The organism is Marinobacter shengliensis (genome assembly GCF_030297115.1).
GTDB classification, from domain to species: Bacteria; Pseudomonadota; Gammaproteobacteria; order Pseudomonadales; family Oleiphilaceae; genus Marinobacter; species Marinobacter shengliensis.
Window position 1 is genome coordinate 3,965,221 of sequence record NZ_AP028062.1, and the last position, 17,514, is coordinate 3,982,734.

The following is a 17,514-nucleotide window of genomic DNA, read 5'->3' on the forward strand; positions in this document are numbered from 1 at the left end:
AAGCCTAGCCCCAAAACCGCTCGAGTACCCATGCTACTTTGGTGCCCGGTCAGGGTTCTATCAAACGATCCAGCCGCAGCCGCTCCCGCTCATCGAACAGCCGGCGACCACCCCAGCCCACCGCCATGACGGCTCCAAAACCGGTGCCGGCGGTAATGATCAGCATCACCAGAATCTGGTATTTCACCGCCACCGCCGGTGGGCTGCCCGCCAGAATCTGACCGGTCATCATGCCCGGCAGGCTGACAATCCCGGCAGCAGCCATGGCGTTGATGGACGGCATCATGCCACTGCGCATGGCGTCCCGGCGGATATCCTCCAACGCCTGCTGCCAGGTCTGGCCCAACATTAGCCGGTTCTCGATCACTGCCCGCTGGCGCCACACCGAGTCATTCAGGCGATCCAGGGCCAGGCTGACACCGGTCATGGTGTTGCCCAGCATCATTCCCAGCAACGGAATGGCGTACTGGGGCGCATACCAGGGGTCGGGGCCTATCACCACCGTCAGCGCAAGCACCGTCACCGTAAAAGAGGACACAAACATGGCCCCGGTACCGATGCCAAACGCCCACCAGCCACGCAGGCGCCGGCCCTGGCGCGCCACCACCTCCCGGCCAGCCACCAACAGCATGATCAGCGCCAGCAAGGCAATCCAGTAGAACGCCGAAGAGGCAAAGAGCGCTTCCAGTACCAGCCCGATCAGGGCCAGCTGGATAACCGTGCGGACAGTGGCAATCAACAGACTGCGGGACACACCCATCCGGGCCATATGACTGGTTAATGCCAACGCCAGGATGAGCAGCGCCGCCAGCCCCAGCTTCCACCAGGCCAGATCAATCACTTCCATGTTCGGGCTCCAGTGCCGTTCCGCGAATCCGATAGTGGGCATCCGCCACGCGGCGAATCTGGGCCGGGTCGTGGGCTACCCATAAAGTTGCAATCTGCTGGCGCTGAATCTCGTCCAGCAGCCAGTTTTCAATGTTGAGGGTGCTGTCGCCATCAAGATTCGCCGTCGGCTCATCCAGCAACAGCGCCTGTGGCTCAAGGGCCAATGCCCGCCACAATGCCAGCCGCTGCCGTTCACCGGATGACAGCCGGCTGACCGACCAGGCCATCACGTCCGCAGGGAACCCCAAAGCGGCAGGCAGCCGTTCGCCAGCCCCTTCGGGAAAGTGGGCACTCACCTCGTCAAACCACCACTGACTGTCCGCCGGCACCATCACCACCTGGCGTCGCCACTGATGGGCCGGCACCGCGCCCTGGCTGGTGCCATTCAGGGAAATCTCTCCACCGTGGGGTTCCAGGTCTGCCGCTGCCCGCAATAACCGACTTTTACCACTGCCGGATGGCCCGGACACACAGACTACCCGGCCAGCGGGTACCGCCAGTGACACCCCGGTAAGGGCACCAACGCTGACCTGATCCAGCAACAGGCCCGTCAAAACCGGCTCACCAGGGCAGTTCCTCACCGTTGCTGTGCCAGAACGAACCGGAGTTCTCCAGGTTCAGGTTGGCAATGCGCTCGGCCAGCCCTTTGGCGGACTCTTCCGGAGTGATCAAACCACCAAAATTCACCATTCGGGTCTTCACATAACCGGGATGTAACTGAGCCACCGCAATGCCCCGCGGTTTCAGGTCCACGGCCAGTGATTTGCCAAAAGCGTTGAGGGCCGCCTTGGAGGCACGATAGCCGTAGCGGCCGCCGGAGTCGTTGTCGGCAATGGAACCCATGCGGCTGGTGATGTTGGCGATCTTGCCGCCTTCACGGATTTGCGGCACCAGGGCTTCGGTGACCCGCAGGGGTGCGTAGGCGTTGATTTCCATCTGAGTGCGGATGGAATCGAAATCGATACTGCCCAGCTGTTCATCCTGCAACAGCCCGGCGTTGTTGATCAGCAGGCTGATGGACTTGTCAGCAAGGCCGGTTTTGAGTGCGTCAATACCGGCATCGGTGGTGACATCCACCCCGTCAATCACCTGATTCGCAACCGTAGCCAGGTCGTCCGAGGACTGCCGGCATACGCCGATCACCTCACAGCCCTCCCGCGCGTAATGCCGGGCCAGTTCCAGGCCAATGCCACGGTTGGCACCGGTAATCACAACCACTTGGGGTTCAGACATAACACCTCCCTTTTACACGGTTTGTTCAGCCCTATTGGCAGGGTCTGCCGAATCTGTAATGGTTACACCATTGCACACCATCTTGCCAGTAACCCACCGCAGAGTATCGGCGCCCATGAACATTCGAACCCTCACCGCTGTCACACTCACCCTGGCGCTGGCCTCATCACCGGCAGCGGCAGACATCGGTTTGTCACCGTTTGCCGGTTATCGCATGGGTGGCTCGGTGGATATCGAGACGGCCGGCGCCAGCACCGATGACCAGATCCGCTTTCGCGATTCCGTCAGCCATGGGCTGGTGGTCAACTTTGACCTGCCGGAAGCCGGCAAACAGGGCGAGCTCTACTTTGGCCGACAAAGCACCTCGGCCAGGCTGGACAACGGGTTATTCGCACCGGGCACCCGGTCCATCGACCTGACCATCTACCAGCTGCAGTTTGGCGGGCTCTACTTTCCGGGCGGTAAAACCTATGGCGGGTTTGTCTCCGGCGTGCTGGGCGTTACCCGGCTAGAGCCGGACGATTCCAGTTACGACACCCACCACCGAGCCGCCCTGTCGCTCGGCGGCGGCTACCAGTTTTTCCTGAGTGAACAATTGCGCCTGCGACTGGACCTGCGGGGTGTCTACACCGCCCTGGATTCCGGTGGCTCGGTGTTCTGCTCCGGGGGATGTGAGCTCAAGTTCCGCAGCAGCGGATACCTTCAGGTAGAAGCCAGTGCTGGGCTGGTGGTGCGCTTTTAGCACCCACTCAGGCCATCACCTGTCGCCGCTCAGGCAGCAGCATTGATAGCGAAGCCGCCATAGCAACCAGCCCCGCCGAAATCCACAAACAGGCCTCCAACCCATACGCCTGATACACCCAACCGGACAGGATGGTACCCAACAACCGGCCGGCAGCGTTGGACATGTAATAGAACCCCACATCCAGTGAGACGCCATCGCCCCGGGCGTAGCTGACGATCAGGTAACTGTGCAGGGAGGAGTTGATGGCAAACAGCACGCCGAACAGCAACAGGCCCCCGACAATGACCACCTGTGGCGACCAGCCCGCCATCAGGCCACCGGCAATAGCTGCCGGAATAAGCGCCAGAAACGCCGCCCAGAGTACCGCCGGTTTCTTGCCTTCCATATTGCCGGTAATCCTGGGGGCTATGGTCTGGATAAAGCCATAGCCGATGATCCAGCTGGCCATAAAGCCGCCCACTTTCCAGTGGTCCCAGCCAAATACGGTGTGCAGGTACACCGGCAACGCCACCACAAACCACACATCCCGGGCGCCGAACAGGAACATTCGTGCGGCAGACAGCACGTTAATCGCCCGGCTCTTGGACAGAATATCGGTGAACTTGGGCTTGGCCTTGCTCTTGCCCAGCTCCTGTTTAAGCAGGAACAGGCTGGCCAGCCATACCAGCCCCAGAGCCACCGCCATGATCACCACGGCACCTGTAAAGCCGGCCGCCATTAGCAGCACGCCACCCAGGAAGAAACCTACCCCTTTAAGGGTGTTCTTGGAGCCGGTGAGAATGGCCACCCACTTGTACAGGGTGCCCTGTTGCTCATCCGGCACCAGCAACTTGATGCCACTCTTGGCGGACATTTTGTTCAGGTCTTTGGCAATGCCGGACAACGCCTGTGCCGCCATCACCCAGGGCACGGTCAGCATGGCCGCCGGCACCGCCAGCATGGCCAGGGCCACAATCTGCAGGAACAGCCCGATGTTCATGGTGCGGTTCAGGCCCATACGGGCCCCCAGATAACCGCCCACCAGGTTGGTTACCACCCCGAAGAACTCGTAGAAGATGAACAGCAGGGCAATTTCCAGGGGTGAGTAACCCAGCTGGTGGAAATGCAGTACCACCAGCATCCGCAGGGCTCCATCCGTGAGGGTGAAGGCCCAGTAGTTGCCGGTGATGACCAGGTACTGGCGAATGGCGGCATTCATATCAGGCCAGGCCCACCTTGCGCGCCAGCTCGGCGGTACGGTTGGCATAACCCCACTCGTTGTCGTACCAGGCGTAGATCTTTACCTGGGTGCCGTTGATAACCAACGTGGACAGCGCATCAACGATGGATGAACGGGGATCGGTTTTGTAATCGATGGACACCAATGGACGCTCTTCATAGCCCAGGATGTCTTTCAGCTCGCCCTCGGCGGCTTCTTTCAGCAGCCTGTTAACCGTCTCCACGTCTGTGGGCTTTTCCACTTCGAAAACACAGTCGGTCAGTGATGCGTTGGTGAGCGGAATCCGCACCGCGTGGCCGTCCAGCCGGCCCTTGAGCTCCGGAAAGATCTCGATAATCGCGGTGGCGGAACCGGTACTGGTGGGAATCAGTGAACTGCCACAGGCCCGGGCCCGGCGCAGATCCTTGTGGGGCGCATCGATGATGGTCTGGGTGTTGGTCAGGCTGTGAATGGTGGTGATGGAACCGTGCTTGATGCCCAGTTTCTCATGGATCACTTTGACCACCGGGGCCAGGCAGTTGGTGGTGCAAGAGGCCGCGGTGATAATCCGATCGGTGGCCGGGTCGAAGATGTGTTCGTTCACCCCCATCACAATGTTCTTGGCGCCCGCTTCCTTTACCGGCGCGGTGACGACCACCCGCTTCACCCCCTGGTCCAGGTAGGCCTGCAAAACCTCGACTTTCTTGTTCACGCCGCTGGCTTCAATCACCAGATCACAGCCCGACCAGTCGGTGTCCGAAATGGCCCGGTTTCGGGTAACGCGCAGGCGCTGTCCTTCAATCACCATCTCGTCGCCATCGGCACTGGCTTCATGGCTCCAGCGGCCGTGGACACTGTCGAAATTCAGCAGGTGCGCGAGGCTTGCCGCGTCTGCTCCCGGGTCATTGATGGCAACGAACTCCAGTTCCGGCCAGCCCCAGGCAGCCCGCAGCGCCAGCCGGCCAATGCGTCCAAATCCGTTGATACCTACTTTGATCTTGCTCATCGTGATCTCCTTGCGACCTTCGCAATCCGTAAACTTATTAAGTGATCAGGGGCACTGTACAACCGGGCGATCCGCCATGGCCTGCAATTGCGCCAGGGGGCGCTCGATCAACGCCCCGTTACTCAGAGCGGTCTCATCCAGAACCCTCGCCACCCAGGCCGGTAGCCGGGGGTTAAGGTAATAATAGACCCATTGGCCACGACGCTCGGTTTCCAGAAGCCCGGCATCCCGCAGGCTCGCCAGGTGGCGGCTGACTTTTGGTTGCGACACCTCGAAGGCTTCGGTCAGCTCACATACGCACAGTTTTTCCTGATCCTTGATCAGTAACAGCGCGGCCAGGCGCAGGTCGTCGGCCATGGCCTTGAAGATCGCAACCGGGCTGTAGTCGGCGGGTTTCAGGCCGGTTTCTTTCTGGTGCACCAGGGTAAACAGGCCAAGGCGCTCCTTCAGTTCTTTCAACGTCAGGGCAAAGGTGGCGTGGCGATTGGTCTCTGCCGGGTCCGGAAAGTCCCAGGCAATCTGCTGGGCACCCTGGCACGCGGCGGTGCATTCCCGGGCAGCTTTTTCACACAGGGTGATCACGTAGTCCCAGTACTGGCCCTTCAGCTCAGCCAGCTGTTTGCTAAACAGCCCTTCGGTGGCAATACCGGCCTCGGACAATACCTGCAGCGCCAGCGGATGCGGCTCTGTGGGCTGGGTGCCGGCGCTGGCCACTTCAAACTGGTCTCCAGCCATGTGCCGCAGCAAGGCCTCTGCCATGATGGAACGGGCACTGTTTGCGGTACAAATAAACAGAACTCGGCGCTTCATATCCACATCCCCAAATATACGTTTTTACGAATATCTAATTTTATGCATAATAGTGTGACAAGATGATGTCGTAAAGGACGAAAACGGAATCATGAAACTCCAAAACCTCCCCAACGTTGACGCCGACCTGTTCGAGACACCGACAACCGGCAGGGTATTCTCGGCAACTCCATCAGACCACCCAGCCCGAATCCTGCTGCTATACGGCTCCCTGCGGGAACGCTCGTTCAGCCGCCTGACGGTGGAGGAGGCCGCCCGGTTGCTGGAAGCCATGGGCGCGGAAACCCGCATCTTCAACCCGCGCGGTCTTCCCCTGGCCGACGCTGAAGACGCCTCACACCCCAAGGTTCAGGAACTGCGGGAACTGGTGCAGTGGAGTGAAGGCATGGTGTGGTGCTCTCCGGAGCGGCACGGCGCCATGACTGGCATCATGAAAACCCAGGTCGACTGGATTCCCCTGTCCCTGGGCGCTGTGCGCCCTACCCAGGGCAAAACCCTGGCGGTGATGCAGGTGTGCGGCGGCTCCCAGTCGTTCAACGCGGTAAACCAATTACGGGTGCTGGGCCGGTGGATGCGGATGCTGACCATTCCGAATCAGTCCTCGGTGCCCAAAGCATTCATGGAATTCGATGACCATGATCGAATGAAACCGTCGTCCTACTACGACCGCATCGTGGATGTCATGGAAGAGCTGGTAAAGTTCACCCTGCTGGTGCGGGACCGCAGCGATTACATGACCGATCGTTATTCCGAGCGCAGGGAAAGTGCAGAACAATTGTCCAAGCGCGTGAACCAACGTTCCATTTAAGGAAGTGCAATGAGCAGTAACGAACTGGCCGCGGAAGCCTCATCCAGCGACATGGGTGTTTTCGAGCGCTACCTGTCTGTCTGGGTAGCCCTGGCGATTGTTGTCGGCGTAGCCCTGGGCCAACTGGCGCCCTCCGTGCCGGAAACCCTGTCCCGGTTTGAATACGCACAGGTATCCATCCCCATCGCTATCCTGATCTGGGCAATGATCTTCCCAATGATGGCCCAGATTGATTTCAGCGCCATTGTCGGGGTGCGCAAAGAGCCCAAGGGGCTGGCCATCACCACTACGGTAAACTGGCTGATCAAGCCGTTCACCATGTTTGCCATCGCCTGGTTCTTCCTGATGGTGGTGTTCGAGCCCTTCATTGCGCCCGAGCTGGCGAGCGAATACCTGGCCGGCGCTATCCTGCTGGGTGCTGCTCCGTGCACTGCCATGGTGTTTGTCTGGAGTTACCTGACCCGTGGTGACGCCGCCTACACCCTGGTGCAGGTGTCTTTGAACGACATCATCATGCTGTTTGCCTTTGCGCCGATTGTCGTGTTCCTGCTGGGTATTTCTGACATCCAGGTGCCCTGGGATACGGTCATTCTCTCAGTCGTGTTGTACATCGTGATTCCGCTCACCGCCGGCTACCTGACCCGCCGAACCCTGATCGCACGCCACGGCCAGCGCTGGTACGACGAGGTGTTCATGAAACGCCTCGGCCCGGTGACGCCGGCGGCCCTGATCGTCACACTGGTACTGCTGTTCGCGTTCCAGGGCGAGGTTATTCTGGAAAACCCGCTGCACATTGCCCTGATTGCCGTGCCGCTGATCATCCAGACCGTGCTGATCTTCTTTATTGCCTACGGCTGGGCAAAATTGTGGAAGGTACGCCACTGTATTGCTGCACCCGGCGCCATGATCGGTGCCAGCAACTTCTTTGAACTGGCGGTGGCCGCCGCCATAGCGCTGTTCGGCTTGCAGTCCGGCGCAGCGCTGGCCACGGTGGTTGGTGTGCTGGTGGAAGTACCGCTGATGCTCATGCTGGTGCGCATTGCCAACAAGACCCGAGGCCACTTTCCTGTCTGAGCGAACGGAAACCTGCCCGCGCGACGCCTGTCCTGCGGGTAATCTCAACTGCCTGTTCAGCCCCGCCCGCGCCTGATACTATCGCTCGCTGGCAAACCGGGAGGGGCCTCTCCCAGCAAACGGACAGGACAACATGGATTTCTTTCAGGCGTTTTTTCTCGGCATTCTTCAGGGGCTGACAGAGTTTCTCCCCATCTCCAGCTCCGGCCACCTGATACTGATCCCGGCCTTTTTCGAATGGACTGACCAGGGCGTCGGCTTTGACCTGGCCGTGCACGTAGGCACCCTGTTGGCGGTCGTGCTGTACTTCCGCAAAGACGTGTTCGCCATCACCCGGGATGGGCTGTTATCCCTGAGTAAACGCCAGATGATTGGCCAGGGCAATATGGCCTGGTTCCTGGTGATCGGCACCATCCCCGCTGGCCTGGCGGGGCTGGCCTTGCTGGACATGATCGACAACGAGCTGCGGGCGGTGGAAGTGATTTTCTTCACCACGCTGATCTTTGGTCTGCTCCTGGGCTGGGCCGACTGGCGCCCGAACAAAGGCCGGACCCTGGATTCGCTGACCTGGAAGGATGCCCTGCTGGTAGGCTGCGCACAGGCCCTGGCCCTGATTCCCGGCACCTCCCGCTCCGGCGCCACCATCACCGCCGGTCTGCTGCTGGGCATGAGCCGGCAGACGGCGTCCCGGTTTTCCTTTCTGCTGGCGATTCCGATTACGGCACTGGCTTCGGCGGTGAAGCTTCTGGAGGCTGCGACGTCTGATATTACCGTGGACTGGACCGGGTTTCTGGTCGGTGGTGTAACGGCCTTTATCATGGCGATTACCGCCATCCATTTCTTCCTGAAGTGGCTGAACATGGTGGGCATGTGGCCCTACGTTCTCTACCGCATCGCATTGGCGGCTGTGATCTATGCCGTCTTGATGTAGGCCTTCTTGATTTTGGTGCTCGCACAGAGCTGGTAAGGCTTTCCAAAACACGCTCCTTCGGCACATCCATGTGACGCTTGGGCTCCGCCATCCCTGGCTCCGCACAGTTTTGGAAAGCCTTACCAGCCCTGTGCGCCAAACTCTTTGCGGGCCTCAAAACGACTGATTGAAATCAACCCGTTAGCCTGTTGCGGAATGCACCCCCAACCCGGACCAAACCTCAACTAGAAGGCTTCCAACGGAGCATAAGCCAACACCAGCCACTTGGCCCCTTCATCAAAGTTCACCTGCACGCGGGTGTGGTGCCCCGTCCCCTCGGAGTTCATCACGATGCCCTCACCAAACTTCGGATGACGAACGCGCTGGCCGAGGCTGAAACCGGACTGCTGGGCCGAATCCTGGCTGAACATGCTTTCATTGGGGCGCCCCACCATCGCCGGGCGCGTCACCGTATTGCGCAACCGCACTTCCTGCAGACAATCCGCCGGAATCTCCCGAACAAACCGCGACAGCGCATGGAACTTTTCCTGCCCGTACAAACGGCGGGATTCCGCGTAAGTAAGCACCAGCTTTTTCATCGCCCGGGTAATGCCCACATAGGCCAGCCGACGCTCCTCTTCCATGCGCCCCGGCTCTTCCAGCGACATGCTGTGAGGGAACAAACCTTCCTCCACACCCGCCAGGAACACCAGCGGGAATTCCAGGCCCTTGGCCGAGTGCAGAGTCATCAACTGCACGCTGTCTTCATGGGCATCGGCCTGGGCTTCACCGGCATCCAGTGCTGCCTGGGCAATGAACTCCGCCAGCGGATCGACACCGTCTTCCACCTCGAAATCCGACAGCGCGTTCACCAGTTCTTCCAGGTTCTCTACCCTCGCCTGGCCCTTCTCACCTTTTTCGCTGGCGTGGTAGTCCTTCAGGCCACTGGCTTCGATGGCCTGTTTCATCAGGCCCTGCAATGACGCCTCACCGACCATTTCAGACAAGCCGTTGATAATCTCCATAAACGACTGCAACCCGGTTTTCGCCCGACCTTTTACCTGGCCCGCCGCCAGTAGTCGCTCGGCGGATTCCCACAGGGAAATGCCTTGCTCGGTGGCGTATTCCCGCAATTCCGCCAGGCTCTTGGCACCGATGCCCCGAGTGGGAATGTTTACTACCCGTTCAAAGGCGGCGTCGTCCCGGTGGTACTGCACCAGGCGCAAGTACGCCAGGGCGTTGCGGATTTCCTGGCGATCATAGAAGCGCAGGCCGCCGTATACCCGGTAAGGAATGCCCTGGCGCATCAACGCCTCTTCCAACACACGGGATTGCGCATTGGAGCGATACAGGATGGCGGATTCGCTGCGCAGATTGCCGTCGTTAACCCAGGCATTGATGGAATCGGCGATGTAGTTGGCTTCATCCTGCTCGTTGAACGCGGCGTACAGGCTGATGGGCTCGCCATCCGGGCCGTCGGTCCACAATTCCTTGCCCAAACGGCCCTGGTTGTTGGCAATCACCGAGTTGGCGGCCTTCAGGATCATCTGGGTGGATCGGTAGTTCTGCTCCAGTCTGACCAGCCGGGCATTGGGAAAGTCCCGCTGGTACTGCTGGATGTTCTCGATCTTGGCGCCACGCCAACCGTAGATGGACTGGTCATCATCACCCACGACGGTCAGCGGAACGCGATTGCTGGCCAGCACCTGCAACCAGGCGTATTGAATGGTGTTGGTGTCCTGGAACTCGTCCACCAGAATGTGCTGGAAACGCTGCTGGTAATGCTTCAGCAATTCCGGCCGATGCAACCAGAGTTCGTGGGAGCGCAGCAGCAGCTCGCCAAAATCCACCAGGCCGCCCTGCTGGCAGAGCTTTTCATACTGGCGGTAGATCTTCAGCATGATGCTGGCGAAATGGTCGCCCGGGTTTTCCTGGATGTGATCCGCGCGCAGGCCTTCGTCTTTCTGGCTGTTGATGAACCACTGGGCCTGCTTGGGCGGCCACTGGCTTTCATCAATCTGGAACTCCCGCATCACTCGCTTGATCATGCGCAGCTGGTCGTCGCTGTCCAGCACCTGAAAATTCTCCGGCAGGCCGGCGTCTTTCCAGTGGGAACGCAACAGGCGGTGGGCAATGCCGTGAAAGGTGCCGAACCACAATCCCCGAGACGGAATATTCATCATCTCTTCGATGCGGTAGCGCATCTCCTTGGCGGCCTTGTTGGTAAAGGTCACCGCCAGGATACCGGTGGGCGGCACCCGGTCTACCGTCATCAGCCAGGCAATCCGGTGCACCAGTACACGGGTTTTACCACTGCCCGCGCCGGCCAGCACCAGCAGGTGATCGTTCTGGGCGGTAACGGCCTCGCGCTGGGCGTCGTTCAGGGGGTCGATAATGTGGGATACGTCCATAGCACCTGGCTTTTTACTGGTTAAATAAACAGGGCTGAGAGTATAACAGGAGAAAAGTAGGTTTGTCGGGCGGGGGTATGTTCCGCTAGTTGGCTGGATTACGCGATGGGCGCCAAACTACGTTATTTCAGGCTTATGATTTGATAAGCCGTCACCCACAGTCAGAAAGAGCGCGGGGGAGGTTCCCCTTCAGGACTGTCTGTGGCCATGGATGGCCACAGTCAAGCGCACATGGATGTGCTCGTAGCGTGTCCTGAAGGGGAACCTCCCCCGTGCGACACCTCCAATAGCCAAGGGGCTGAGGGCTTTTACTCAGAACCCCCTGGGCACCGTCTGCGCTTCCACAAACTCAAACAGGCCCTCCAGCCCCCCTTCACGGCCAATACCGGAGGCTTTCATACCACCAAAAGGCGCTTCCGGCGTGGGGCCGGTTCCAGTGTTCCAGCCAACGTGGCCAAAGCGCAGGCCAGCGGCGACCCGCTGGGCACGCTCGGCATCGGCGGTGAACACGTAGGACGCCAGGCCGAACTCGGTGTCATTACCGGCATCGATGACTTCTTCCTCAGTACGGAACAGCGCCATGGGCACCAATGGGCCGAAGGTTTCTTCCTGATAACAACACATGTCCCGATTGACGCCCATGACCACGGTGGGCGGGAAAAACAGACCCTTGCCCAACTCCGCCGGTTGCTTGCCTGCCACCAGCTTGCCGCCTTTCTCCAGGGCATCTTCGAGGTGGCGTTTGACCTTGTCGAAACCGGCCTGGTTAACCAGCGGGCCAATGTCGACCCCGTCTTTCATGCCATCGCCAACGGTCATCTTGTTAACCCGCTCAGCCAGCTTCTGGCCAAAAGCTTCTGCGACCTTTTCATGCACGAAAATCCGGTTGGCGCACACGCAGGTCTGGCCGCCACCACGGAATTTGTTGGCGATCAGGTTGTCAGCAGCGGCATCCAGGTCGGCGTCGTCAAAGACGATAAACGGTGCATTACCGCCCAGCTCCAGCGCCAGTTTTTTCACCTGCTCCGCCGTATCGAGAATCAACCGGCGGCCCACTTCGGTGGAACCGGTAAAGCTGAGCATCGGCACATCTTTGTGCTCGCACAGCACCTTGCCGATCATGCTGGCCTTGCCCATGACCAGATTGACCATGCCATCCGGCAACCCGAGCTTGTCCATCACGCTGAAGAAGGCCACCATCGTCAGCGGCGTTTCACTGGCCGGCTTGATCACAGACGGGCAGCCGGCCGCCAGGGCAGCCGAGAGCTTTTTGGCAATCATGCCAATGGGAAAATTCCAGGGCACGATCAGGCCGGTCACACCAACAGGCCGGTAATGAACGGTCCAGGTGCAATCCTTGGGCTTCTCAGGGATGGTATGGGCATCCAGGGCGTTGACGTGTTTGGCGCAGTAATCGAAGAAACCCGCAGCGTAGTCCACCTCGCCCTGGGCTTCCTTCAACGGCTTACCGTGCTCCATGCACAGGATTCGGCCAATTTCCTCGCGATGTTCTTTCAAACCATCGCGAATGTCTTCCAGCCACTTGCGCCGGGTCTCGATGGGCCAGGGGTTGGTGAGCCGGAGCGCAGACTTGCCTGCCTCGACGGCATCCAGCACATCCTGCTCTGACATGGACGGCACTTTGGCAACCACTTCGCCGGTGGCTGGATTGAACACATCAAAGGTGTTGCCGCCGGCACTGTCGGTCCAGCGCCCACCGATGTAGCCTGTCAGGTTTTTCAGCAGTGGTGACTCGATCATTTCGGCTCCTCTTCAATAACCTGGGTGCGCCCGGGTGCGACGGGGCGCGGGTGTATTGGAACGTCTTTCATAGTGGATGCTGATCGCCGGCCTGTAAAGGCAGCGTGTAAAAAACGCGGCCGGCGTTTCGTTGACCCCTCAGTGTCACTGCCTATACTCGGAAGAGTATTTCCAGACTCCCGAGGAGGCGGTTCAATGAAGGCATTTTTTCATCCGGCGCAGGATCTGCATATTCCCAAAACGTATTTCACCCGTGGCCAGATGCGTCAGCCTCAGGAGGTTCCCGACCGCACCAGCCAGATGCTGGAAGGCTTGAAGGCGATGGGGATTCCGGTTCTTCAGCCGGCCGATCAGGGCGCGGCGCCGATATCAAAGGTGCACGACCTGGGCTACCTTCGTTTCCTGGAGTCTGCCCATCGTCGATGGATGGAAAACGAGGACTGGGGCGATGAGGTGATGTCCAATATCTTCGTGCGCTCGCCCAATGCCATGCGCGGCATACTGGCTGAGGCGGCATGTTATCTGGCAGATGGCAGTTGCCCGATTGGCGAAAACACCTGGAAAGCGGCCTATTGGTCGGCCCAGACCGCCCTGGGCGCGGCGGATGCCCTGATTGCAGGTGAACGCACCTCCTATGCGGTGTGTCGCCCACCAGGCCACCATGCCCGCAAAGACGCGGCCGGGGGCTTCTGTTATCTGAACAATGCGGCCATTGCCGCCGAGCATATGAAAAGCCGGTTTCCGCGCACTGTCATCCTGGATACCGATATGCACCATGGCCAGGGCATACAGGAGATTTTCTACGACCGCAGCGACGTGCTGTACATCTCCATTCACGGCGACCCCACCAACTTCTATCCGGTGGTCAGTGGTTTTGAGGATGAACGGGGCGAGGGCGAAGGTTACGGCTACAACATCAATATGCCGATGCCCCATGGCGCCAGCGAGGACGATTTCTTTGCCAAGGTTGAGGAGGCCCTGGCCGCAATCCGGCTGTACCAGCCGGATGCACTGATCCTGACCCTGGGCTTTGATATCTACAAAAACGACCCGCAGGCCAAGGTCTCGGTAACATCCGAGGGCTTCTGCAGATTAAGCACCCACATCCGCCAGCTGGGCCTGCCGACGCTGGTGGTGCAGGAAGGCGGGTATGACCTGGACACCCTCAGCGAGAATGTCCAGCAGTTTTTCAAGGGGTTGGCGGGCTGACTCAGGCCGCAGGCGTGTAAACCTTCACATTGCCATGCCCTTCCGCCTTCAGGTGACCGGCGTGCATCCGGCTCATGGTGCCCCGGTCGCAGTACAGCAGGTACTGGCGGTTGGCCGGCAGATCAGACATCTGCTGGTTGAGTTCGTAGAACGGAATTTTCAGGATTTCATTGTTGGTCAGTGTCAGCGGTGAACGTTCTTCCTCCGACGGGTGCCGCACATCGATGATCACGTCTTCCACCGCAGGGGTCTGCACCAGCTCCACTTCTTCCGGTGTGGTGATGGTATCCAGCAACTGGCTCACCATGGTGCCCTGCTGATTGGCAATGGCCTGCGCCAGCACCTCCGGGTTCATGTTGGCTTCTTCTTCCTCAACCCGGTGCAGCTTGGCGCGGGTCACCGGCTTGCTGGAAATAACCCCGCAGTACTCCGGCATGGTCCGGGCGAAGGGCTCGGTGCCAATTTCTTTGGCAATGCGGATGATTTCCTGCTTGTCCATGGCAATCAGCGGGCGCAACACCACTTCGTCACTGGCCCGGTCAACCACGTTCAGGTTGGTCAGGGTCTGGCTGGACACCTGGGCGACGGCATCGCCCATCACCAGGCCGGTAGCCGTATAATCCCGGGCAATTTCCGCCGCGGCTTTGAGCATCTGGCGCTTAAGTACCACACCCCAATGCCGGTGATTCACTGACTGCATGATCTCGGCCACCACACCTTCAAAGGGTACCGAAATAAACTTCACGCCATGGGAGGCCCCATACCGCTGCCAAAGGTAATGCACCACCTGGCGCACACCCACCTCATGGGCGGTGCCGCCCAGATTGAAGAACAGGAAGTGGCTGCGGATACCTCGGCGCATCATCAGGTAGGCAGCAACAGAGGAGTCATAACCGCCAGACACCAAGGTCATCACCGTTTCCACGGTACCCAGAGGATAGCCCCCAAGGCCCTCATGGCGGCGATGGGCGATATGGAACTGTTCCTCATTGAGCTCAATCCGCACTTCCAGGTCCGGATTCTTCAGGTCAACTCCCCGGGCGTTCGAAGCCTGGAGCAATGCGGCACCCACTGAGCGTTCAAGATCAATGGACCGGAACGAATGACTGCCATGGCGCCGGGCCCGCACGGCGAAGGTTTTGCCCGCAAGGCGGTCTGCGTAGGCCTGCACCGCCTTTTCGCCGACGTCGTCCATGTCGACAAAGGGAAAGACGCCGATTTCCTGGATGGTCGAAATACCCGGTATACGGGTCAGCTCATCGATCACCGGGCCCTCCAGGCTGCGGTCATCGGGAACCTCCACATCCACCCGGTCCCAACTGCCGTCCACCCGAATCTCAGGGTCCAGCCGGGACAGCAACTTACGAATATTCTGCCGCAACTGGCGCATTTGCTGCTGGCGAACGGGTTTACTCTTGATGGCCACTTCCGGGGCGGGACGAATAAGCAGTTTCATAAAAAAGTCTTTGATCGGAATAACGTCGGGTAGCGTAATAAGCAGAAAGGCCTTAGTGTACCCTTTTGCCAGAGTGGCTCAAAATCCGTCATTGCCGAAACCATCAGGAGCTCCATCAACGATGACCGAATCCACCATGAATGCCCTGGTTTCCCCGGAGGGCAGCCTCGAAATCCTCTCCAACCACGAGGTCAACCGGCTCAAGGACAAGAGCGAGGGTGGTTTGTACCGTCTGTTCCGCCAGTGCGCCCTGGCCGTGCTCAACACCGGCGTTGAAACCGACGACTGTAAGGAATTGATGGAGGCCCATGCCGATTTCGATGTTCGCCTGGTGCCCCAGCCCCGCGGCCTGAAGCTGGAATTGATCAACGCGCCCGGCCACGCTTTCGTGGATGGCGAAATGCTGCGGGCAATCCGTGAGCACCTGTTTTCAGTGTTGCGGGACATCGTATATAGCCATTCCATTCCCAACACCGTCGCGGGTTTCCGCCGGGACAACCCGGAAGACATCACCAACCTGGTGTTCCATATCCTGCGCAACGCCCGGGTGCTGGAGGCCGGTCGCCAGCCAGATCTGGTAGTGTGCTGGGGTGGCCACTCCATCAGCCACGATGAGTACCAGTACAGCAAAGACGTAGGCCATCAACTCGGCCTGCGCGGGCTCAGCATCTGCACCGGCTGCGGGCCGGGAGCCATGAAGGGGCCGATGAAGGGGGCCACCATCGGCCACGCCAAGCAACGGGTGAAGAACGGCCGCTACATCGGCATTACCGAACCAGGCATTATCGGTGCCGAAGCCCCAAACCCGATTGTGAATGAGCTGGTGATCATGCCAGACATTGAAAAACGCCTGGAGGCCTTTGTCCGCTGCGGCCACGGCGTGATCGTGTTCCCGGGTGGCGTAGGTACTGCGGAAGAAATTCTGTACCTGCTGGGCATCCTGCTACACCCGGACAACGCCGACCTGCCCTTCCCGGTCGTCTTCACCGGGCGCAAGGAGAATGCCGAATACTTCGAGATGATCGACAAGTTCATCCGCAATGCCCTGGGCGACGAGGCGGCCAACAAATACGAGATCATCATTGATGACCCTGGCCGAGTGGCACAAACCATGAAGCAGGGCATGAAAGACGTGGAAACCTTCCGGCGCGCGATGCAGGATGCCTATTATTTCAACTGGATGCTGAAGATCGACCCGGTGTTTCAGTTACCGTTTGAACCGAATCACGACAACATGCGGGCACTGGAGCTGCACCGAGACCAGCCGGTGCATCTGCTGGCAGCGAATCTGCGCAAGGCCTTCAGCGGCATTGTGGCGGGGAACGTCAAAGAGAGTGGTATCCGGCAGATCCAGGAGAAGGGTCCGTTTGAGATCGCCGGTGATCCGACGCTAATCCGGCCCCTGGAGGCCATGCTGGAGCAGTTTGTGGAGCAGAACCGGATGAAACTGCCCGGCACGTCGGCCTATCGGCCCTGCTACCGGATTGTCAGTGGTGCGGCCTGAGCCGCACCACTTTCAGAGCAGAAAGTCTTACTTGCCGCCGTCAGCCGGCAGGCTGGCGTAGTAGGCTGCCAGGTTGGCGATGTCTTCATCGCTCAGGCCAGTAGCCTGACCCTGCATCACCGGAGCCTGACCACCCTGGCGCTGGCCGTTCTTGTAAGCCTTCATGGAAGCAACCAAATACTGTTCTTTCTGACCGGCCAGGTTCGGGTACATCGGGATCTGGGAGATACCGTTTTGCCCGTGGCAGGCGGCGCAGACTGCAGCTTTGGCTTTGCCAGCAGCGGCATCGCCCGCAACAGCCGCAAACGGAGCGGCTGCGCCCAGCGCAAACAGACCAGCAACTGCGAAGTGCTTCAGATTCATTGTGTTCACCCTCTCATCGTTTTAACGTTCACTCACCGGCGATGATGCCGGACAGTAATTCAGGTTTCACTTATAGCACAGGCGGCCCCTGCCTCAAATGTGATAGATCAAGGACATTCGTGCGACCATGGTCCTCTT

General features: G+C 59.5%; 16 protein-coding genes. 6 read left to right on the forward strand and 10 right to left on the reverse strand.

Translation table 11 applies throughout. From position 1 onward, the window contains the following. Positions 1 to 49 precede the first annotated feature (49 nt). Genes QUE75_RS18205 through QUE75_RS18215 form a run of 3 tightly spaced genes read right to left on the reverse strand, consistent with a single transcriptional unit; the run spans position 50 to position 2,121 of the window. Positions 50 to 847, reverse strand: a complete 798-nt coding sequence (locus QUE75_RS18205) for an ABC transporter permease (protein WP_286252291.1) — start codon at positions 845 to 847, stop codon at positions 50 to 52. Beyond that, entirely contained in the window at positions 834 to 1,442 is a 609-nt protein-coding gene (locus tag QUE75_RS18210) for an ABC transporter ATP-binding protein (RefSeq protein ID WP_286252292.1), read from the reverse strand. Before QUE75_RS18210 ends, QUE75_RS18205 begins: the two co-directional genes overlap by 14 nt. Before the next feature lie 7 nt (positions 1,443 to 1,449). Beyond that, positions 1,450 to 2,121 carry an SDR family oxidoreductase gene (locus QUE75_RS18215; protein ID WP_286252293.1) on the reverse strand — a complete coding sequence of 224 codons (672 nt, stop codon included), beginning with the start codon at positions 2,119 to 2,121 and terminating at the stop codon, positions 1,450 to 1,452. A gap of 115 nt (positions 2,122 to 2,236) precedes the next feature. On the opposite strand from QUE75_RS18215, the gene QUE75_RS18220 reads away from it, so the two are divergent. Beyond that, positions 2,237 to 2,863 carry a porin family protein gene (locus tag QUE75_RS18220; protein WP_058091567.1) on the forward strand — a complete coding sequence of 209 codons (627 nt, stop codon included), beginning with the start codon at positions 2,237 to 2,239 and terminating at the stop codon, positions 2,861 to 2,863. Between the two features lie 7 nt (positions 2,864 to 2,870). Here the strand turns inward: QUE75_RS18220 and arsJ are convergent, their stop codons facing one another. From arsJ to QUE75_RS18235, 3 genes are read right to left on the reverse strand one after another with little or no spacing between them, the layout of a single operon-like run. Further along, entirely contained in the window at positions 2,871 to 4,064 is a 1,194-nt protein-coding gene (gene arsJ / locus QUE75_RS18225; protein ID WP_286255731.1) for an organoarsenical effux MFS transporter ArsJ, read from the reverse strand. A gap of 1 nt (position 4,065) precedes the next feature. Next, the gene (locus QUE75_RS18230) at positions 4,066 to 5,070 is read right to left on the reverse strand and encodes an ArsJ-associated glyceraldehyde-3-phosphate dehydrogenase (RefSeq protein ID WP_286252294.1); all 1,005 of its coding nucleotides are present in this window, start codon (positions 5,068 to 5,070) and stop codon (positions 4,066 to 4,068) included. A 45-nt stretch (positions 5,071 to 5,115) separates the two neighbouring features. Then, entirely contained in the window at positions 5,116 to 5,880 is a 765-nt protein-coding gene (locus tag QUE75_RS18235) for a metalloregulator ArsR/SmtB family transcription factor (protein ID WP_106694021.1), read from the reverse strand. Positions 5,881 to 5,971: 91 nt separating this feature from the next. On the opposite strand from QUE75_RS18235, the gene arsH reads away from it, so the two are divergent. The 3 genes from arsH to QUE75_RS18250 all read left to right on the forward strand — a co-directional run bounded on the left by arsH (position 5,972) and on the right by QUE75_RS18250 (position 8,693). After that, positions 5,972 to 6,688 carry an arsenical resistance protein ArsH gene (gene arsH, locus QUE75_RS18240; protein WP_286252298.1) on the forward strand — a complete coding sequence of 239 codons (717 nt, stop codon included), beginning with the start codon at positions 5,972 to 5,974 and terminating at the stop codon, positions 6,686 to 6,688. Positions 6,689 to 6,697: 9 nt separating this feature from the next. Beyond that, positions 6,698 to 7,762, forward strand: coding sequence for an ACR3 family arsenite efflux transporter (gene arsB / locus QUE75_RS18245; RefSeq protein WP_286252300.1), 1,065 nt, complete (start codon positions 6,698 to 6,700; stop codon positions 7,760 to 7,762). Between the two features lie 133 nt (positions 7,763 to 7,895). Further along, complete coding sequence (locus QUE75_RS18250) at positions 7,896 to 8,693, forward strand: undecaprenyl-diphosphate phosphatase (protein WP_286252302.1); 798 nt, start codon at positions 7,896 to 7,898, stop codon at positions 8,691 to 8,693. Positions 8,694 to 8,917: 224 nt separating this feature from the next. Here the strand turns inward: QUE75_RS18250 and uvrD are convergent, their stop codons facing one another. Both uvrD and QUE75_RS18260 read right to left on the reverse strand, forming a co-directional pair. After that, the gene (uvrD, locus tag QUE75_RS18255; protein ID WP_286252304.1) at positions 8,918 to 11,083 is read right to left on the reverse strand and encodes a DNA helicase II; all 2,166 of its coding nucleotides are present in this window, start codon (positions 11,081 to 11,083) and stop codon (positions 8,918 to 8,920) included. 312 nt (positions 11,084 to 11,395) lie between these two features. Then, on the reverse strand, positions 11,396 to 12,844 hold the full coding sequence (locus tag QUE75_RS18260; protein WP_061330888.1) for an NAD-dependent succinate-semialdehyde dehydrogenase: 1,449 nt from the start codon (positions 12,842 to 12,844) through the stop codon (positions 11,396 to 11,398). A gap of 195 nt (positions 12,845 to 13,039) precedes the next feature. Between QUE75_RS18260 and QUE75_RS18265 the strand changes: the two genes are divergently transcribed. Then, the gene (locus QUE75_RS18265; RefSeq protein WP_061330889.1) at positions 13,040 to 14,053 is read left to right on the forward strand and encodes a histone deacetylase family protein; all 1,014 of its coding nucleotides are present in this window, start codon (positions 13,040 to 13,042) and stop codon (positions 14,051 to 14,053) included. Position 14,054: 1 nt separating this feature from the next. Here QUE75_RS18265 and thiI read toward each other — a convergent pair whose 3' ends face one another. Next, positions 14,055 to 15,509, reverse strand: coding sequence for a tRNA uracil 4-sulfurtransferase ThiI (gene thiI, locus QUE75_RS18270; protein ID WP_106694026.1), 1,455 nt, complete (start codon positions 15,507 to 15,509; stop codon positions 14,055 to 14,057). Positions 15,510 to 15,630: 121 nt separating this feature from the next. On the opposite strand from thiI, the gene ppnN reads away from it, so the two are divergent. Continuing rightward, positions 15,631 to 17,013, forward strand: a complete 1,383-nt coding sequence (ppnN, locus tag QUE75_RS18275; RefSeq protein WP_072676079.1) for a nucleotide 5'-monophosphate nucleosidase PpnN — start codon at positions 15,631 to 15,633, stop codon at positions 17,011 to 17,013. 27 nt (positions 17,014 to 17,040) lie between these two features. Here the strand turns inward: ppnN and QUE75_RS18280 are convergent, their stop codons facing one another. Further along, on the reverse strand, positions 17,041 to 17,376 hold the full coding sequence (locus tag QUE75_RS18280; protein ID WP_061330892.1) for a c-type cytochrome: 336 nt from the start codon (positions 17,374 to 17,376) through the stop codon (positions 17,041 to 17,043). Positions 17,377 to 17,514: the final 138 nt, after the last annotated feature.